Below are 16,500 nucleotides of genomic sequence, written 5' to 3' on the forward strand. Positions count from 1 at the left end.
CGCTCGTGTTGCCGGCGTCGGCCTGCTTCACCAGCGTGACCGCGGCCGGGGTGTACGGCTGGCAGCTGCCGAAGCTCCCTGAGGACACGCCGGTGCTCGCAGCTGCGGACAGGCGCGACGGGCGTCCTCGGCGCGCCGGCATTCACGTGTTCCGGCAGGCCAAACCACCGAGCCGCCTGACCCGCGCAGGGCTCGCGCTCGCTACCCCTGAGGAGACGCTCCTCGCCGCAGCTCGGGATCTGAGGCTGATGGATCTGCTCATCCTGGTCGATTCGTCGTTGCACCTCGGCTTCACCCGCACCGAGCTCGTGGCGGGTGTTGCCGACGGCAGGCATGGCGGACCCGCCTTGCGAGGGGCACTCACCATGGCCGATGGCCGGGCGGAGTCGGCGTGGGAGACGTTGCTGCGGCTGTTCCACGTGGTGTGTGAGGTGCCGGTCGTGCCGCAGTTTGAGGTGCGCTCCCCCGATGGTGACTTCGTCGCCCGTGGCGACCTGTGGATCCGCGGGACACGCGTCCTGCACGAGTACGACGGTGGGGTGCACCGGGACCGGGACCAGCACCGCTCCGACCTGGCACGGGACCGTCGACTCAGCGCCGCCGGCTGGACCCGGCGTGGCTACACCGCGGTCGACCTGCTCCGGCGACCGGACCAGATCCTGCGCGAGGCCGACTCAGCTCTGGGCCGGCCACATGACCCGGACCGGCTGGAGCGGTGGTTCGAGCTGCTGCGTGAGTCGACGCTGACCTCCACCGGGATGGCCCGGCTGCGGGCGCGGTGGAAGCTCCCGCCCCGGCCGCACGCCTGAACTGGATGCGGTCGTCGGGGTGTCTCCGACGCGAACTGCCATTGGCCAGGGGTACGACGGTCAGCGGCCCGCCATGATCAGGCTCATCGCCTCGGCGCGGGTCGTGGCGTTGTGCATCACGCCGCGCACCGCGGAGGTGACCGTCTTGGAGCCGGGCTTGCGCACCCCGCGCATCGTCATGCACAGGTGCTCGGCCTCGATCACGACGATGCAGCCCTTGGCCTCGAGGATCTCCATGAGCGAGTCGGCGACCTGGGTGGTCAGCCGCTCCTGCACCTGGGGCCGGCGGGCGAACACGTCGACGAGCCGGGCGAGCTTGGACAGCCCGGTGATCCGGCCGTTGTCGGCGGGGATGTACCCGACGTGCGCGACCCCGGTGAACGGCACCAGGTGGTGCTCGCACATCGACCACAGCTCGATGTCCTTGACCAGGATCATCTCGTCGTGACCGATGTCGAAGGTCGTGGTGAGCACGTCCTCGGCGCGCATCCGCATCCCGCTGAACAGCTCGCGGTAGGCGCGCGCGACCCGGGCCGGGGTCTCGAGGAGCCCCTCGCGGTCGGGGTCCTCACCGACCGCGATGAGCAGCTCGCGCACCGCCGCCTCGGCCCGCTCCTGGTCGAAGTCGGGGACCTCGTCGGGGTCGGGCTGGGACTCGTTGTTGACCGGATTGATCGCCATCGCAGCCGTCAGACCGTCGGGTCCCCGTGCACGTCCCCACCGCTGCCGGGCGGCGTGAGGATCACACCGCTCTCGGACTGCTCGTCGGGACGGGCGCCGTTGGCCGCGGACTTCGGGACCTCGACCGGCGGGATCGCCGACGGCTCGCGGTGCGGGGAGCCGGTCCACGCCGGGCGGCGCGGGCGACGCCGCAGCGGTTCGAAGATCTCGGCGACCTCGGCCTTGTCGAGGGTCTCGCGCTCCATCAGCGCGAGCACCAGCGAGTCGAGAACGTCGCGGTTCTCCTCGAGGATGTCGAAGGCCTCCTGGTGCGCGGTCGCGAGGAGCTTCTTGGTCTCGGCGTCGACGACCGCCGCGATCTCCTCGGAGTAGTTGCGCGTGTGGCCCATGTCGCGGCCCAGGAACGGCTCGCCCTGGGTCTCGCCGAGCTTGATCGCGCCGAGCCGCTCGGTCATGCCGTACTGCGTGACCATCGCGCGGGCCAGCGACGTCGCCTTGTCGATGTCGTTGCCGGCACCGGTGGTCGGGTCGTGGAAGACCATCTCCTCCGCGGCGCGGCCGCCGAGCATGTAGGCGAGCTTGTCGAGCATCTCCGAGCGGGTCTGGGAGTACTTGTCCTCGTCGGGCAGCACCATCGTGTAGCCCAGCGCCCGACCGCGCGGCAGGATCGTCACCTTGTGCACCGGGTCGGTGCCCGGCAGCGCCGCCGCGACGAGCGCGTGACCGCCCTCGTGGTAGGCGGTGATGAGCTTCTCCTTCTCGCTCATCAGGCGGGTGCGCTTCTGCGGACCGGCGATCACGCGGTCGATGGCCTCGTCGAGGTCGTCGTTGTCGATCAGCTTGCGGTTCGAGCGCGCGGTGAGCAGCGCGGCCTCGTTGAGCACGTTGGCCAGGTCGGCACCGGTGAAGCCCGGCGTACGACGGGCAACCGACTGCAGGTCCACACCCTCCGCCATCGGCTTGCCACGCGAGTGCACCTTGAGGATCTGGTGACGGCCGGCGAGGTCGGGGGCCTCGACACCTATCTGCCGGTCGAAGCGGCCCGGACGCAGCAGGGCCGGGTCGAGGATGTCGGGACGGTTGGTCGCCGCGATCAGGATGACCCCGCCGCGGACGTCGAAGCCGTCCATCTCCACCAGGAGCTGGTTGAGGGTCTGCTCGCGCTCGTCGTGGCCGCCGCCCATACCGGCGCCACGGTGGCGGCCGACGGCGTCGATCTCGTCGATGAACACGATCGCCGGGGCGTTCTCCTTGGCCTGCTCGAACAGGTCGCGCACCCGGGAGGCACCGACACCGACGAACATCTCGACGAAGTCCGAGCCGGAGATCGAGTAGAACGGCACGCCGGCCTCACCGGCGACCGCGCGGGCGAGCAGCGTCTTGCCGGTGCCGGGCGGGCCGTAGAGCAGCACGCCCTTGGGGATCTTCGCGCCGACGGCCTGGAACTTCGCGGGCTCCTGGAGGAACTCCTTGATCTCGCCGAGCTCCTCGATCGCCTCCTGGCAGCCGGCCACGTCGGAGAACGTGGTCTTCGGCATGTCCTTGCTGATCAGCTTGGCCTTGGACTTGGCGAACTGCATGACCCGGCCGCCGCCGCCCTGGACCTGGTTCATCAGGAAGAGGAACAGCAGGATGATCAGCGCGAACGGCAGCAGCGTGGCGAGGATCGAGCCGAGCAGGCTCGGCTGGGGCACCTCGACGTTGTACTCCTCGATCTGGCCGGCGGCCTCCTGCTTGGCGACCGCGTTGATCAGGTCGCGCTGCTGGCCGGTGACCCACGACGACATGACCTGCTTGTCGTCGTCGAGGGTGGCCCGGATCTCCTGGTCGCCGTCGACGAAGGTGATCTCCTTGACGTCGCCGCTCTCGATGTGGGCGACCATCTCGGAGGTCTTGATCTCCTGGTAGCCGCCGTTCGGCGCGAGGTACTGCAGCGCGACGAGCACGCCGACCACCGCGATGATGATCCACACCCAGGGACCACGGAAAATGCGCTTCACGTCCATGTATCGGGACCCAGCGGTCCCGTCCTCCTGCCCGATGACTTGCCTAGACCTTCGACGTTACACGCCGAAGCCACGCGCCGCCGCTCCTCCGATCGGCCATGACAGGGGCCATGACTGAGCGCGGGAGGCGGTGCGTCGTACCCCCATCCTCCCGTGTCAACGCCGCAGGGGGCGAATCCGTTCCCCTGCCGGACGGGGCTCGACAGGCTCGACACCGGTACGGGGGTCTCGACAGGCTCGACCACCGGAAGGTCAGGAGTAGACGTGCGGGGCGAGGGTGCCGATGCAGCGCAGGTTGCGGTACTTCTCGGCGTAGTCGAGCCCGTAGCCGATCACGAACTCGTTGGGGATGTCGTAGCCGACGTACCGGACGTCGACCTTCATCCGCTGCGCCTCGGGCTTGCGCAGCAGCGTGCAGATCTCCACGCTCGCGGGGCCACGGGAGGCGAGGTTGGTGACCAGCCAGGACAGCGTGAGGCCGGTGTCGATGATGTCCTCGACGATCAGGACGTGCCGGTCGGTGATGTCGGTGTCGAGGTCCTTGAGGATCCGGACGACGCCGGAGGACTGGGTGCCCGAGCCGTAGGACGAGACCGCCATCCAGTCCATCTCGACGTGGCGGGAGAAGTGCCGGGCCAGGTCGGCCATCACCATCACCGCGCCCCGGAGGACGCCGACGAGCAGGATGTCCTTGCCCTCGTAGTCCTTCTCGATGGCGGCCGCCAGCTCCGCGAGCCGGTCCTGGATCTGCTCCTCGGTGTAGAGGACGTTGACCAGGTCGCCCTCGATGTCCTTCGCGTCCATGGGCGTCAGCCTGCCACAGGATCCTGGCCGGTCCGGCGCGCGGGTCCGGTCCGCTCGAAGCGCAGCTCCCCGTCCCGTCGTACGACGCTCACGTGGCCGGGCAGCTCGACGCGGAGCTGACCGCGGTAGGCGACGACCAGCTCGTCCATCGCCAGCACGTGCACCCGGAACAGCTCGCTCGGCGTGCTCCCGGCGGCGACCGCGGCGAGCCGGAGCACCCGGCGACGCAGGGCGGCCGGCTGCGCCTGCAGGGCCGCGAGGTCGAGCCCGGTCGGCGTGCGAGCCACCTCGTGGAGGTCGTCGGCGAGGTCGTCCAGCGTCTCCATGTCCTCGCGCAGCTGGTCGGCGGTGCGGGCCAGCGTCGCGGCGACGCCCGGCCCGAGCTCCGCCTCGAGCATCGGCATCACCCGGTGCCGGATCCGGGCGCGGGTGAACCGTGGGTCCTCGTTGTGGGGGTCCTGCCAGGCGTCGAGACCCTCGGCCGCACACGCCGCCTCGGTCTCCGCACGGGTGATGCCGAGCAGCGGCCGGCGGAACGGCCCGAACCCGGTCCGCATCCCCGCGATCGACCTGCCGCCGGAGCCGCGGGTGAGGCCGAGCAGCACGGTCTCGGCCTGGTCGTCGAGGGTGTGCCCGAGCAGCACGACCCGGCTGCCGAAGTGGTCGGCGAGCTGCTCGAGCGCGGCGTAGCGTGCCTGGCGTGCGGCCGCCTCGATGCCGCGCCCACCGGGGTCGACGCGGACCGTGGCGGTCGCGGTCTCGTCGGTGCCGATCGCGGCCATCTGCTTCACGACGGCCTCCGCGTGCTCGGCCGAGCCCGGCTGGAGGCCGTGGTCGACGGTCACCCCGATGACCCGGACGCCGGCGCGGCGGGTCTCGAAGACGGTCGCGGCGAGCAGGGCGAGCGAGTCGGCGCCGCCGGAGCAGGCGACCAGGACCGGCCCGGCGGCCGACGCCACATCGGGCGGCCCGGCGGCCGGCGCCACATCGGCGGGCCGAACGTCGGCCAGCGCGCGTCGTACGGCGAGCCGCACGGCTGCGACCGCGGGATGGGGCCCCATGGCGTGGGTCAGCCGTGCACCCGGCGTACCCACGCGCCGGGGTCACCGATCTCGTCGCGGCTGGGGAGGTTCTCCGGCTGCGCCCAGACCGCGTTGAAGCCGTCCATGCCGACCTTGTCGATCGCGCCGCGGACGAAGGCGGCGCCGTTGCGGTACTGCGCCATCTTCGCGTCGAGGCCGAGCAGCCGGCGGATCACCCGGTCGAAGCCGCCGGCGCCCTTGCGGCGCTGGTTGAACTTCTTGCGGATGTCCTCCACCGACGGGATCACCGTCGGGCCGACCCCGTCCATCACCACGTCGGCGTGGCCCTCGAGCAGCGACATCACCGCGGTGATCCGGTCGAGCACGACCTTCTGCTCGGGGGACTGGACCAGGTCGAGCAGGCTCACCTCGTCGTCGCCGCGGAGCAGGTCACCGATCCGCTTCACGCCCTCGCCGACCATGTCGGCGAGCTTGGCCGGGTCGACCTCGACGGAGTCGACGAGTGCTGCGATCTGGCCGTGGATGTGGTCGCGCATCCACGGCACCGCGGTGAACTGCACGCGGTGGGTCTCCTCGTGGAGGCACACCCACAGCCGGAAGTCGGTGGGGTCGACGTCGAGCTCGTTCTCGACGTGGACGATGTTGGGCGCCACCAGGAGGAGCCGCCCGGCCGCCGCACCCGGCTCGGGCTCGTGGAACGGGTCGAACTGGCCGAGCACCTTCGTCGACATGAACCCCAGCAGGCCGCCGAGCTCCAGGCCGGTGACGCGCGAACCGATCGCCTCGGCCATCGGCGAGGGGGTGCCGCGGCGCTCGCGGAGCTTCTCGACGAGCGGGGAGAGGATGGTGGAGAAGCCGTCCACGTTGGCCTGGATCCACCCCGGCCGGTCGACGACGAGCACCGGGGCGCTCCGGTCGTCGGGGGCGTCGAGGCCGGTGTAGTCGCGCACCAGCGGGGTCGACCGGCGGGCGCCCTCGCGCAGCTCCGCGACCGCTGCCTCGGCCACGGCGCGGCTGACCGTCGGGCCGGGCCCGGAGAGCTTCGACGCGGCGACCACGGCGAGGTCCCAGTCGATCATCGTGGAGCGGTTTGGCATGTCCAGACCCTACGCCGCCGCGACAACCGCCCGGATTCTCCGGCGACGGCGGCGACCCCGGCGGCCGAGCTGTCCGACCGCGTGTGCCGCCGACCCGACGCGTGGGCAGGCGGACCGCGCGGGGAGGATGGCGGACATGGAGCTGTACGGCGACCTGGCGGGCCAGTACCGCGACTTCGCGGCGTACGCCGCCGGCGACTCCCCCTGCTTCGAGGCATGGGCGCTCGGCGTCGCCGGCGATCCCGAGGTGCTCGCCTGGATCGGCGACCTGCCGCCGGTCAAGCAGCAGCCGAACCTGGTCTTCGCGGCCGCGCGGTGGCACGGCGTCCCCGCCCCCGGTCCGTACGACGGTCTCCGGACTGCCCTGCTCGCCGACGACGCCGCGATCCGGAGCACGATCCTGGCTCGTTCGACGCAGACGAACGAGGTCGGCCGGCTCGCCACGCTGGTGCCTGTGTTCTCGATGATCGAGCAGCAGGCGGGCCGCCCGTTGGCGCTGATCGAGGTGGGTGCGAGCGCGGGCCTGTGCCTCTACCCCGACCGTTACGGCTACGCGTGGACGAGCGGCTCGGGCGCCGTACTCACCTCGACGCCGGGGTCGCCGAGGGTGGCCTGCGAGGTGACCGGACCGGCGCCGCTGCCTCACCGGCCGCCGCAGGTCGCGTGGCGTGGTGGGCTGGACCTCAATCCGCTCGACGTGACGGACGACGACGCGATGGCGTGGCTGGCCAACCTGGTGTGGCCGGAGCAGGACGACCGCCGCCGGCGGCTCGAGGCAGCGGTCGCCGTCGCGCGGGCCGAGCCGCCCGTGCTGCGGCAGGGTGACCTGCTCACCGACCTGCCCACACTGCTCGAGGAGGCCGCGGGGCAGGGCGAGGTGGTGGTCTTCCACAGCGCGGTGATCGCCTACCTCGAACCGGCTGACCGCGAGCGGTTCCATCTGATGATGACCGGCCTCGTCGCCGACGGGGTCTGCCGGTGGGTGAGCAACGAGGCGCCCGCGGTGTTGCCCGCGGTGGCCGACACCGCCGGCTCGCCCGCTCCCGCGGGGAGGTTCACGCTCGGGCTCGACGGACGGGCCGTGGCGTGGACCCATGGGCACGGCCGGTCGATGACCTGGCTCTGACTGGCGCCGGGTCGGCTGGGTTCCCACGTGTGGACCCCGGCGTGCCCGGGTCCGCGCGTGCCCACGCGCCCGACCCGTGTTTTCGCCGGCGTGCCCGGGTCCGCGCGTGCCCATGCGTCCGGCCCGGCGCGCAGGAGCGCCTCCCGCCTCCCGCCCGCACTTGCAACGTTCTGCACCACTCCAGCCGGCAAAATGGTGCAGAACGTTGCAAGTGGGCGCCGAAGAGCCGGTCAGGTCGAGCAGTCGCAGGCGGCGAGCGCCGCGGCGACCCGGTCGAGCTGCTCGCGGGCGTCGAGGGTGTCGGGCACGGCCACCCGGTCGGCGACGGCCACGAACGACAGCACGGCCCCGCCGGCGTCGGTGACCAGCCCGGCGAGGCCGTGTACGCCGGTCAGCGTGCCGGTCTTGGCGCGCACGAGGCCGAGCCCCTCGGCGGCGCCGTCGCCGAACCGGTACGTCAGCGACCCCGTGAAACCGGCCACCGGCAGCCCGGTCGCGACCGCCCGGAGCTCGGGGTGCTCCGGTGACGCAGCCGCCGACAGCACACCGAGCAGCGTGTCGGGGTCCAGCCGGTTGCGTCGCGACAGCCCGCTGCCGTCGAGGATCGTCGCGTCGGCGAGGTCGACGCCGAGCCGGTCGAGCACCGCAGGTACGGCGATCGAGCCGCCGGCGAACGAACCCGGCTGTCCCTCGGCGAGCGCGACGTGCCGGAACAGCACCTCCGCGGCCTCGTTGTCGCTGACCTCGAGCACCCACTGCGCGATCTGGGACAGCGGCGCGCTCTCGACGGCCGCGTACTCCCGGATCTCCGGCGACACCCCTGCCGTCGGTGCCTCCGAAGCAGCCCCCTCCGCGTCGGTCCCGTCCGAGGTCCCCGCGCGCGACCCGTCCGAGGCAGCCGCCTCCTCGTCCGACGAACCCGGAGCAGGCGTCTCCGACGGGTCCGAGTCCGGCTCGTCGCCCGAGGCCGGCTCGTCCGTCGGCGCCACGGTCGGCCGCGGCTCGCCGCGCACCACGATCCCCTGCCTGGACAGGGCATTCGCGAACGCGGTAGCCGCCGCCAGCGCGGGGTCGGCGGACCGTTGCGGCCCGTCGGATCCCTCGCGGCCCTCGTCGACCCACAGCGCGCTGATCGGGCTGACCACGTCGTCGGGGACGTAGGACGCCGGCCAGGCGGGGTTCACCGACGGGCCGGTGAACAGCGAGGCGTCATAGCCGACCCGCACCCGGGTCCGGCCGAGCTGCTCCAACGAGCGGGCGGTCGCCTTCACGAGGGTCACGATGTCGGCGCGAGCGGGGTACGCGTCGGTCGACGGAGTGCGCGCCAGGAGCGGGTCGCCGCCACCCACGAGGACCACCTCTCGCGGTGAGGCACCGGCCACGACCGTCGTACGGAAGGTGTGGTCGGGTCCCAACGTGGCAAGGGCTGCGGTCGTCGTGAGCAGCTTCATCGTGGACGCCGGGGTGACCGTGTCCGGCCCGGTGGAGAAGGCCGCGGCGTCGGTCAGCGACCCCACCGAGACGGCCACCCGCGGCCCGAGGTCCTCGTCGCGCAAGAGCCGGCGGAGCGCCCGTCGTACCGCCGCGGGGTCCACCGCGCCAGGTGCCGCAGCCGACGCGACCACCGGCGCGGCGGACGGCGTGGGCAGGGTCAGCCCGGGAGGCGGCGCGACCTTCGACGGCTCGGTGACCGGCGACGGGTAGTCCCAGCCGAGCCAGCGCGGACCGAGCTCGAACACATGCGAGGCGAGGGCCGCCACGAGCACGAGTACGACCAGCCCGGAACCACCCCGGCGGAGGCGTCGGCCCGCCGAGTGGCGTACGTCACCTCCGGACACCGCAGACCCCTCCCGACTACGCAGTTTGCGCGTTCGTGCGCGACACTAGCCGCACCGCATCGGAGACTGTGAGTGGAGGAACTGTGGAGTTCGACGTCCTGGTTGAGATCCCCAAGGGGCAGCGCAACAAGTATGAGGTCGACCACGAGACCGGCCGCATCCGCCTGGACCGGACGCTGTTCACCTCCACGCAGTACCCGGCCGACTACGGCTTCATCGAGGACACTCTCGGCCTCGACGGCGACCCACTCGACGCGCTGGTCCTGCTGCAGGAGCCGACCTTCCCGGGCTGCCTGATCAAGTGCCGCGCGATCGGGATGTTCCGGATGACGGACGAGGCCGGCGGCGACGACAAGGTGCTCTGCGTGCCCTCGCACGACCCGCGCCTGGAGCACCTGCGCGACATCAACCACGTCTCCAAGTTCGACCGGCTCGAGATCCAGCACTTCTTCGAGGTCTACAAGGACCTCGAGCCCGGCAAGTCCGTCGAGGGCGCCAACTGGGTCGGCCGCGCCGAGGCCGAGGCCGAGGTCGCAGCCTCCTTCGAGCGGTTCAAGAAGTCCCACGAGGAGAACCCCGACCCGACGTACTGACCTCCAGTCGCCACGAGAGCGCCGCTCCCCCGTCGGGAGCGGCGCTCTCTGCTTGTGTTGGGTGTCCGGTACGACGTCCGCGCGGGCCGGTCAGCGAGCCGGCTGGATAATCTCCGCGCGGAGCATCTCGGCGGGGATGTCGAAGGCGTCGACGAGGTCGTCGGCGATCGGCCGCACCCGGCGGCACAGCTCGTTGACCATCGCGGTGACCGCCTTGGACTTCGCGTTCGACAGCCGGCCGTGCTCCATGAACCAGGCGCGGTCGGCCTCGATCGCCGAGAGCGCGAAAAGGTCGCAGACCAGCTGCAAGGCGACCTTGTTCTGCCCGTCGGGCATGGTCTCGATCTTGTCGACGAACGCCTCGAGCAGCAGCCGCTCCACGTGGGCGCGCGCGGAGGAGATCACGTGGTCCTGCGCCCGGCTGAACACCGCGGCCGGGTCCTCGTCGGAGTCCATGCCCTTCTTCAGCCGGCGCGCGACGCCGGCGAGCATGTGCTCCTCGCGCCAGCGCATCAGGTTCAGGTGGTAGGAGGTGTCGAGGATCCCGGCGTCCGGGTCGGTGTCGGTGTCGCCCTGCGGCAGCACGTCACGCACGCGGTCGAGCAGCTTGTGCACGCTGGTGCGCTCGATGACGGTCTCCACCGCGACCGAGGCGACGAAGCGCATCATCCCGAGCTGGTCGAGGTCCTCGAACTCGCCGGCGTAGTCGGTGAGCAGACCCTTGGCGACCAGCTGCAGCAGGATGTGGTTGTCGCCCTCGAAGGTGGTGAACACGTCGGTGTCGGCGCGAAGCGCGTCGAACCGGTTCACCGAGAGGTACCCCGCACCGCCGCACGCCTCGCGGCACTCCTGGATCGTCCGGGTGGCGTGCCAGGTGCCGAGCGCCTTGGTGCCGGCCGCACGCGACTCCAGCGCCCGGCGGTCGTGCTCGGGGGTGTCCTCGTTGGAGAACACCTCGTGCAGGTCGGTCGCGACGCGCTCCTGCGCGAAGTGCAGCGCGTAGGTCCGCGCGAGCAGCGGCAGCAGCCGGCGCTGGTGCATGCCGTAGTCGAGCAGGATCTCCTCGCGGCCCGACCCCGGGGACCCGAACTGCCGGCGGATCAGCGCGTACTTGATCGCCACCGCGAGCGCCACCTTGCTCGCGCTGATCGCGCCACCACCGACGCTGACCCGTCCCTGCACGAGCGTGCCGAGCATCGTGAAGAAGCGGCGGTCGGGGTTCTCGATCGGGGAGTAGTAGCTGCCGTCCTCGCGCACGTCGGCGTAGCGGTTCAGCATCGCCCCGCGCGGCACCCGCACCTGGTCGAACCAGATCCGGCCGTTGTCGACGCCGTTGAGGCCGATCTTCTGGCCGCAGTCCTCGATCCGCACGCCCGGCAGCACGTTGCCCTCGGTGTCGCGGATGGGTACGACGAACGCGTGCACGCCGCGCCCCTCCCCGCCCACCTCCAGCTGCGCGAACACGACCGCCAGCCGGGCGTGCATCGCGGCGTTGCCGATGTAGTCCTTGCGACCCGAGTCGGTGGGCGTGTGGATCACGAACTCACCGGCCTCGACGTCGTACGTCGCGGTGGTCTCCAGCGCCTGCACGTTGGAGCCGTGCCCGGTCTCGGTCATCGCGAAGGAGCCGAGCAGCTTCCCGGTGATCGTGTCCTTCAGGTAGGCGTCGTGGTGCTCCTTGCTGCCGAGGTGCAGGATCGCGCCGCCGAACAGCCCGAACTGCACACCGACCTTGACGAGCACCGAGAGGTCGCCGTACGCCAGCGTCTCGAAGGCCGCGATCGACGCGCCGATGTCACCGCCGCCGCCGTACTCCTTCGGGAAGCCCATCCCGGTCTGGCCGGTCTCGGCCATCATCACGACGACGTCGAGGACTCGCTGGCGGAACTCGTCGCGGCTCATCTGCTCGGCGTCGACCAGGATGTCGGAGTACTCCGCGAGGTTCTTGCGGACCAGCTGTCGGATCTCGGCGTACTTGCCGTCGAGGAGCTCGGTCAGGGCGGCGACGTCGACCGCGGGGGTCACGTAGGAGGACGCAGTGAGGGACATGGGCACACCCTCTCAGGCGCGGCCGTGCACCGGAAGAGCGGCGCGTCAGAGCCGGACGAAGAAGTTCGGCGGCGTCCAGTAGTACATCGAGTCGATCGACACCGGCCGGCCGGTGCGCGGGGCGTGGATGATCTGGCCGCCGCCGATGTACATCGCCACGTGGAAGATCGACGAGGGGCTGCTCGACGATCCCCAGAACACCAGGTCGCCGGGGCGCAGGTCGGCCGAGGAGATCGGCGTACCCGCGTAGTACTGCGCGACCGAGTAGTGCGGCAGCGAGACGCCGGCCTGCTTCCACGCCTCGAGCAGGAGGCCGGAGCAGTCCCACGCGCTCGGGCCCGCGGCGCCCCACACGTAGGGCTCGCCGAGCTGGGCCTTGGCGAACGCGATGGCCTGGTCGGCTCCGCCACCGCCGCTTGGGGGTAGTGGCGACGGAGGCGGAGCCGAAGCCGGTGGGGGGACCGGCTGGGGGGTTGGGGTCTGGGTTCGGGACTCGCGCTCGCGGGCCTCGCGGTCGCGGGTCTCGCGGTCGCGCTCCTCCTGCGCGGCGCGCTCACGGGCATCACGCTCGCGAGCCTCGCGCGCGGCGCGTTCACGAGCCTCGCGCTCACGAGCCTGCTGGGCGGCACGCTCCCGCGCCTCCCGGCGGGCCTGCTCCTCGGCGAGCTTGCGCGCGGCCTCCTCGGCCTCGGCGCGGGCCCGGGCGGCGGCGCGCTCGCGGGCGATCTCCTCGAGCGCGCTCTGCCGCTGGCGGGCGAGCGAGACGGAGATGTTCTGCGCCTCGGCGAGCGCGCGGATCAGCCGCTCCTTCTCGCGGGCGATCTGGTCGGCGGTGGCCTGGGCGGCCGCGGCGGCCTGCTCGGCCTGCCGCTTGGCCTGCTCGGCCTCGGCCGCGAGCTTCTCGGCCTTGGTCTCGGCCTCCTCGGCGCGCTCCTCGAAGACGCGCGCGAGGGACTCCGAGGCGGCGAACCGGTCGTAGTCGGCCTGCAGCGAGCCCGACGCCGACTGGAACGTCACGTAGTGGTCGAGCACGCCCTCCGGGCCGTCCGCTCCGAGGAGTGCGTTGAGCGCGGTCAGGTCGCCGCCCTGCTGGTACGACGCCGCGACGAGCGCGCCGATCGCGCGACGCTGCTCCTCGACGGTACGGCGCGCAGCGGCTGCCTCGCGCCTCGCATCGGCGAGCTCCTGCCGTGCCGTCTCGAGCCGCCACATCGCGCCGTTGTAGGCCTCCGAGGCGATCTCAGCCTCGACGGCAGCCTGCTCGAGCCGGTTGTTGGCCAGCAGCAGTTCGGCCTTGATGGCACCGACGCTCTGCGCGGTCGCGGCAACCCGCTCCTCCGCGGCGGCGACCTCGTCGCGGCTCGGGAAGGCCCGGTCGGACTTGTCGGCCACGGCGGCCGGGACGGTGACTGCGACCAGCGTGCCCACGAGAAGACCGGAGAGGGTCAGGCGCAGGGCGGGCCGCTTCGCGAGACGGCTGCGCCCGGAGCGCACTGCGGGACGCGACTCGGCGTCCTGCTCGTTGCGCTGCGCCCGGGCGGCGGTCATCTCGTTTCCTCACGGTTGGTCGGTGTCTGGAGCCGGTGGGCCCGCGAGCCCCATCCCCGTGGGCTCGCGGACCGCTTGTCCGGCAGTGATTTCCCGACCGGCGCTGACCCTCCCAAGTCAGCTGCCGGCGAGCATCGGAGCCGCCCGATCAGCACCGACGGGAGCACGTTAGTGCTCATCAGTCACAGTGAGAACACCTTTCCCAAAAAAAACTCTAGTCACACGGCGTGTCGGCTTGACGAACTACACGGTTGTAACTTCAGCGGTGTTTGCTTCGGTGTCCGGCGCCTTCTCCCCGTGAAACCCGCCCAGACTCGGGCAACTCGGGCACCTGATTAGTTCGGGCTCGCCCTCGCGCGGACAGCGACCTCGCCGCGGAAGCAGGCCGGAAGGGCCCCCTCGAAGTGGTCTAGATCACCAGGAGACGCGGGCGGCCCTTTCCCCGGCTCCGCGCGCCAGTGCCCCGGCGTGCCCGGCGCACTTGCAACGTTCTGCACCAATATTCGCGCTCAGATGGTGCAGAACGTTGCGAGTGGCGATCGCGGGCGCGAACCGGGGCCCCTAGGCAGTTGTGCTGACCGACGTACAGCCACGCTCGAAGATCAGAGGCCACCAGCCGGGCCCTGTGGACAACGACGAGCAGGGACCGGCCGGATTGGCGATCCTCGGGCGATGCGCGACTTCTCCGAGTGGAAACCCCGTTGCATACCTCCCCGGAACCTGGTGCAGCCGGTCAGATGCGACCCGTCGGGTCGGACCGGACCGACCCGTGGCCAGGCCCGCAGCAAGAAGTGGCGGCGATCCAGCCAGGGCTTCTATGTGCCGTCCGAGGTGGATGCGACGGTGCCGGAGCAGCGGATCCTGGAGATGGCCGCCCACCTCCCGGCCGACGGGGCGATCACGGGCTGGGCGGCGTGCCGCTGGGCCGGCGCCGGCTACTTCGACGGTCTCGCAGCCGACAGCCGCACCCCGCTGCCGGTGGCACTGGCCATCGGCCCGGACCGTGACCTGCGCGACCGACCCGGAGTCCGACTGAGCCGGGACCGGCTCCCCGCCGACGACGTCGTGGTGCGCAGCGGGCTACGGTGCACGTCGGTCGAACGGGCAGTCTTCGACGAGATGCGCTGGGCCTCCGACCTCAGGGAGGCCGTCGTCGCGATGGACATGGTCGCCGCCGCAGAGCTCACCTCGATCCAGCGCCTTCGGCGTCACCTGCAGGGCAAGCAGGGCTGGAACGGTCGCCCCCAGGTCGAGCAGGCCCTCGACCTGGCGGACGAGCGAAGCATGTCTCCGAACGAGACGCGGATGCGTCTGGTCTGGGTGCTCGATGCCGGACTGCCGCCTCCGCTCACGAACCAGCCGGTCTTCGACCATCGAGGCATCCTGCTCGGCGTCGCTGATCTCCTCGACCCGGTCGCGGGCGTTGTCGGCGAGTACGACGGAGCCGCCCACCGCACCGCCAGACGACACCAACGAGACATCGGCCGGGAAGACCGGTTCCGTCGCGCGGGGCTGGAGTACTTCACGGTCGTGGGGCTGGACCTGGCCGACGTGGGTCTTGTGGTCGACCGGATGGTCGCGGCACGCCGGCGCGCCGGGTTCGCTGCGCCGGGGGATCGTCGGTGGACCCTCACGGCGCCACCCGGCTGGTCCGACGACCCGTTGGACGCCATGACGCTGGACCAGCTACTGGACCACCAGGACTGGCTGCGCAGTCTCGACGACTCCCACGAGCTACCAGCCGGCTGACTTGCAACGTTCTGCACCATTTCCACGAACGAAACTGGTGCAGAACGTTGCAAGTGACGTCGGGCAGGTCTCGACGGGCTCGGCCAGCGGCGGTCCGGACCCGCTCCAGCAAGCCGGGGCTCGACGGGCTCGACCAGCGGCGGTCCGGGCCCGCTCCAGCAAGCCCGGGCTCGACGGGCTCGACCAGCGGCGGTCCGGACCCGCTCCAGCAAGCCCGGGCTCGACGGGCTCGACCGCCGGGCGGGAAAAGGCGGACGCCGCCCCTCTGGGAGGAAAGGAGCGGCGTCCTCTCGACCCCGTCCTGCTGGGATGGAAGGACGGAGCCAAGTCTGGTGCGGCGGCTAGCGGGCGGGGCGCCTGCGGCGGCCCATGAGCGCCAGCCCCGCGGCGATCAGCCCGAAGCCACCGGCGGTCTGGGCTGCCGTGGTCTCGGGGCCGGTGTTGGGCAGCACCCGTGCGGCGGCGCGTTGCGCGACCGGAGCCGCGGGCTCGGGAGCGGTGGCCTCGGTGCCGAGCACCTCGTCGACGATTGCGTCGTCGGCCTGGCCACCACGCTGGCTCGGCAGCTGTGCCACCGGCCGGTCTGCCTTCTCGGCCTCGGGGTGCCCACCCTGCTGCGGGATGCCCACGACACCGGACTTGCCCGGGCGACCGGTCGACTGCTCGGGCAGCACGGCCCCGGAACCGGCGGTGTCGGCCGGCTCGACGGCCGTGCCGTCCGGCGTACCGACGTAGACCTCACCCTCCGCGGACGAGCCGGCGGCAGGAGACCCGGCGGCAGGCGCCTCGGCAACGGGCGCGGCAGGAGACGCGGCGGCAGGCGCCCCGGCAACGGGCGCGGCAGCAGCCGAGTCGCCGGCGTCGACCGGGGTCTCGATCCCCTCGGCGACCGGCTCATCGGCGGCGGCCGGAGCGGCAGCCATCGCCAGGAAGGCGACCATGCCGACGGCGGCGAGGCGGGAGGCGTGGCCGGCGGCGATCCGCGCGGCGTGGTCCGCCTCCACCTGTGAAGCGTGCGTGCGTGCGCTCGTCCACTCGTGGGTGTACCTGACACCTGTGTGGATCGACATCTCGTTCAACTCCCCCCGAGCCAATGGTCCCCAGTCTTGCACGGACCCGGCCCCCCAGCCGGTTGCGGCACTTCCCCAAGTCCACCT

The 16,500-nt window shown here is 71.8% G+C and carries 13 protein-coding genes; 4 read left to right on the forward strand and 9 right to left on the reverse strand.

The window, feature by feature from the left end; genetic code table 11:
- Window positions 1-5 precede the first annotated feature (5 nt).
- Window positions 6-809: a hypothetical protein gene (locus tag ACYVIH_RS08795; RefSeq protein WP_460868296.1), complete on the forward strand. Its 804-nt coding sequence runs from the start codon at window positions 6-8 to the stop codon at window positions 807-809.
- Window positions 810-869: 60 nt separating this feature from the next.
- On the opposite strand, the gene folE is transcribed toward ACYVIH_RS08795, so the two are convergent.
- The 5 genes from folE to ACYVIH_RS08820 form a co-directional block, all read right to left on the reverse strand.
- Entirely contained in the window at window positions 870-1,490 is a 621-nt protein-coding gene (gene folE / locus ACYVIH_RS08800; protein ID WP_460868298.1) for a GTP cyclohydrolase I FolE, read from the reverse strand.
- An 8-nt stretch (window positions 1,491-1,498) separates the two neighbouring features.
- Window positions 1,499-3,496, reverse strand: coding sequence for an ATP-dependent zinc metalloprotease FtsH (gene ftsH, locus ACYVIH_RS08805; RefSeq protein ID WP_460868300.1), 1,998 nt, complete (start codon window positions 3,494-3,496; stop codon window positions 1,499-1,501).
- A 252-nt stretch (window positions 3,497-3,748) separates the two neighbouring features.
- Entirely contained in the window at window positions 3,749-4,300 is a 552-nt protein-coding gene (gene hpt / locus ACYVIH_RS08810; protein WP_460868302.1) for a hypoxanthine phosphoribosyltransferase, read from the reverse strand.
- 5 nt (window positions 4,301-4,305) lie between these two features.
- On the reverse strand, window positions 4,306-5,361 hold the full coding sequence (tilS, locus tag ACYVIH_RS08815) for a tRNA lysidine(34) synthetase TilS (protein WP_460868304.1): 1,056 nt from the start codon (window positions 5,359-5,361) through the stop codon (window positions 4,306-4,308).
- Between the two features lie 8 nt (window positions 5,362-5,369).
- The gene (locus ACYVIH_RS08820) at window positions 5,370-6,440 is read right to left on the reverse strand and encodes a zinc-dependent metalloprotease (RefSeq protein ID WP_460868306.1); all 1,071 of its coding nucleotides are present in this window, start codon (window positions 6,438-6,440) and stop codon (window positions 5,370-5,372) included.
- Window positions 6,441-6,576: 136 nt separating this feature from the next.
- Here ACYVIH_RS08820 and ACYVIH_RS08825 point away from each other — a divergent pair, with 136 nt between their 5' ends.
- Window positions 6,577-7,566 carry a DUF2332 domain-containing protein gene (locus tag ACYVIH_RS08825; RefSeq protein WP_460868308.1) on the forward strand — a complete coding sequence of 330 codons (990 nt, stop codon included), beginning with the start codon at window positions 6,577-6,579 and terminating at the stop codon, window positions 7,564-7,566.
- 230 nt (window positions 7,567-7,796) lie between these two features.
- On the opposite strand, the gene dacB is transcribed toward ACYVIH_RS08825, so the two are convergent.
- Entirely contained in the window at window positions 7,797-9,404 is a 1,608-nt protein-coding gene (dacB, locus tag ACYVIH_RS08830; protein WP_460868310.1) for a D-alanyl-D-alanine carboxypeptidase/D-alanyl-D-alanine endopeptidase, read from the reverse strand.
- Between the two features lie 35 nt (window positions 9,405-9,439).
- Here dacB and ACYVIH_RS08835 point away from each other — a divergent pair, with 35 nt between their 5' ends.
- A complete protein-coding gene (locus ACYVIH_RS08835) occupies window positions 9,440-9,997 on the forward strand; it encodes an inorganic diphosphatase (protein WP_460868312.1) in 558 nt (185 codons plus the stop codon).
- 90 nt (window positions 9,998-10,087) lie between these two features.
- Here ACYVIH_RS08835 and ACYVIH_RS08840 read toward each other — a convergent pair whose 3' ends face one another.
- Window positions 10,088-12,046, reverse strand: coding sequence for an acyl-CoA dehydrogenase family protein (locus tag ACYVIH_RS08840; RefSeq protein WP_460868315.1), 1,959 nt, complete (start codon window positions 12,044-12,046; stop codon window positions 10,088-10,090).
- Between the two features lie 45 nt (window positions 12,047-12,091).
- Window positions 12,092-13,594 (reverse strand): C40 family peptidase, encoded by a 1,503-nt coding sequence (locus ACYVIH_RS08845; protein WP_460868317.1) that lies wholly within the window; start codon window positions 13,592-13,594, stop codon window positions 12,092-12,094.
- 831 nt (window positions 13,595-14,425) lie between these two features.
- On the opposite strand from ACYVIH_RS08845, the gene ACYVIH_RS08850 reads away from it, so the two are divergent.
- Window positions 14,426-15,343 (forward strand): hypothetical protein, encoded by a 918-nt coding sequence (locus ACYVIH_RS08850; protein ID WP_460868320.1) that lies wholly within the window; start codon window positions 14,426-14,428, stop codon window positions 15,341-15,343.
- A 341-nt stretch (window positions 15,344-15,684) separates the two neighbouring features.
- On the opposite strand, the gene ACYVIH_RS08855 is transcribed toward ACYVIH_RS08850, so the two are convergent.
- On the reverse strand, window positions 15,685-16,413 hold the full coding sequence (locus ACYVIH_RS08855; protein ID WP_460868321.1) for an LPXTG cell wall anchor domain-containing protein: 729 nt from the start codon (window positions 16,411-16,413) through the stop codon (window positions 15,685-15,687).
- Between the last annotated feature and the right edge of the window lie 87 nt (window positions 16,414-16,500).

The organism is Nocardioides pakistanensis (assembly GCF_054781215.1).

Excerpts from the sequence above, each read along its gene's own strand:
- ACYVIH_RS08820 (WP_460868306.1), bottom strand. The coding sequence starts at position 6,440 with ATGCCAAACCGCTCCACGATGATCGACTGGGACCTCGCCGTGGTCGCC.
- ACYVIH_RS08825 (WP_460868308.1), top strand. The coding sequence starts at position 6,577 with ATGGAGCTGTACGGCGACCTGGCGGGCCAGTACCGCGACTTCGCGGCG.
- folE (WP_460868298.1), bottom strand. The coding sequence starts at position 1,490 with ATGGCGATCAATCCGGTCAACAACGAGTCCCAGCCCGACCCCGACGAG.
- ACYVIH_RS08840 (WP_460868315.1), bottom strand. The coding sequence starts at position 12,046 with ATGTCCCTCACTGCGTCCTCCTACGTGACCCCCGCGGTCGACGTCGCC.
- ACYVIH_RS08845 (WP_460868317.1), bottom strand. The coding sequence starts at position 13,594 with ATGACCGCCGCCCGGGCGCAGCGCAACGAGCAGGACGCCGAGTCGCGT.
- ACYVIH_RS08855 (WP_460868321.1), bottom strand. The coding sequence starts at position 16,413 with ATGTCGATCCACACAGGTGTCAGGTACACCCACGAGTGGACGAGCGCA.
- ftsH (WP_460868300.1), bottom strand. The coding sequence starts at position 3,496 with ATGGACGTGAAGCGCATTTTCCGTGGTCCCTGGGTGTGGATCATCATC.
- tilS (WP_460868304.1), bottom strand. The coding sequence starts at position 5,361 with ATGGGGCCCCATCCCGCGGTCGCAGCCGTGCGGCTCGCCGTACGACGC.
- hpt (WP_460868302.1), bottom strand. The coding sequence starts at position 4,300 with ATGGACGCGAAGGACATCGAGGGCGACCTGGTCAACGTCCTCTACACC.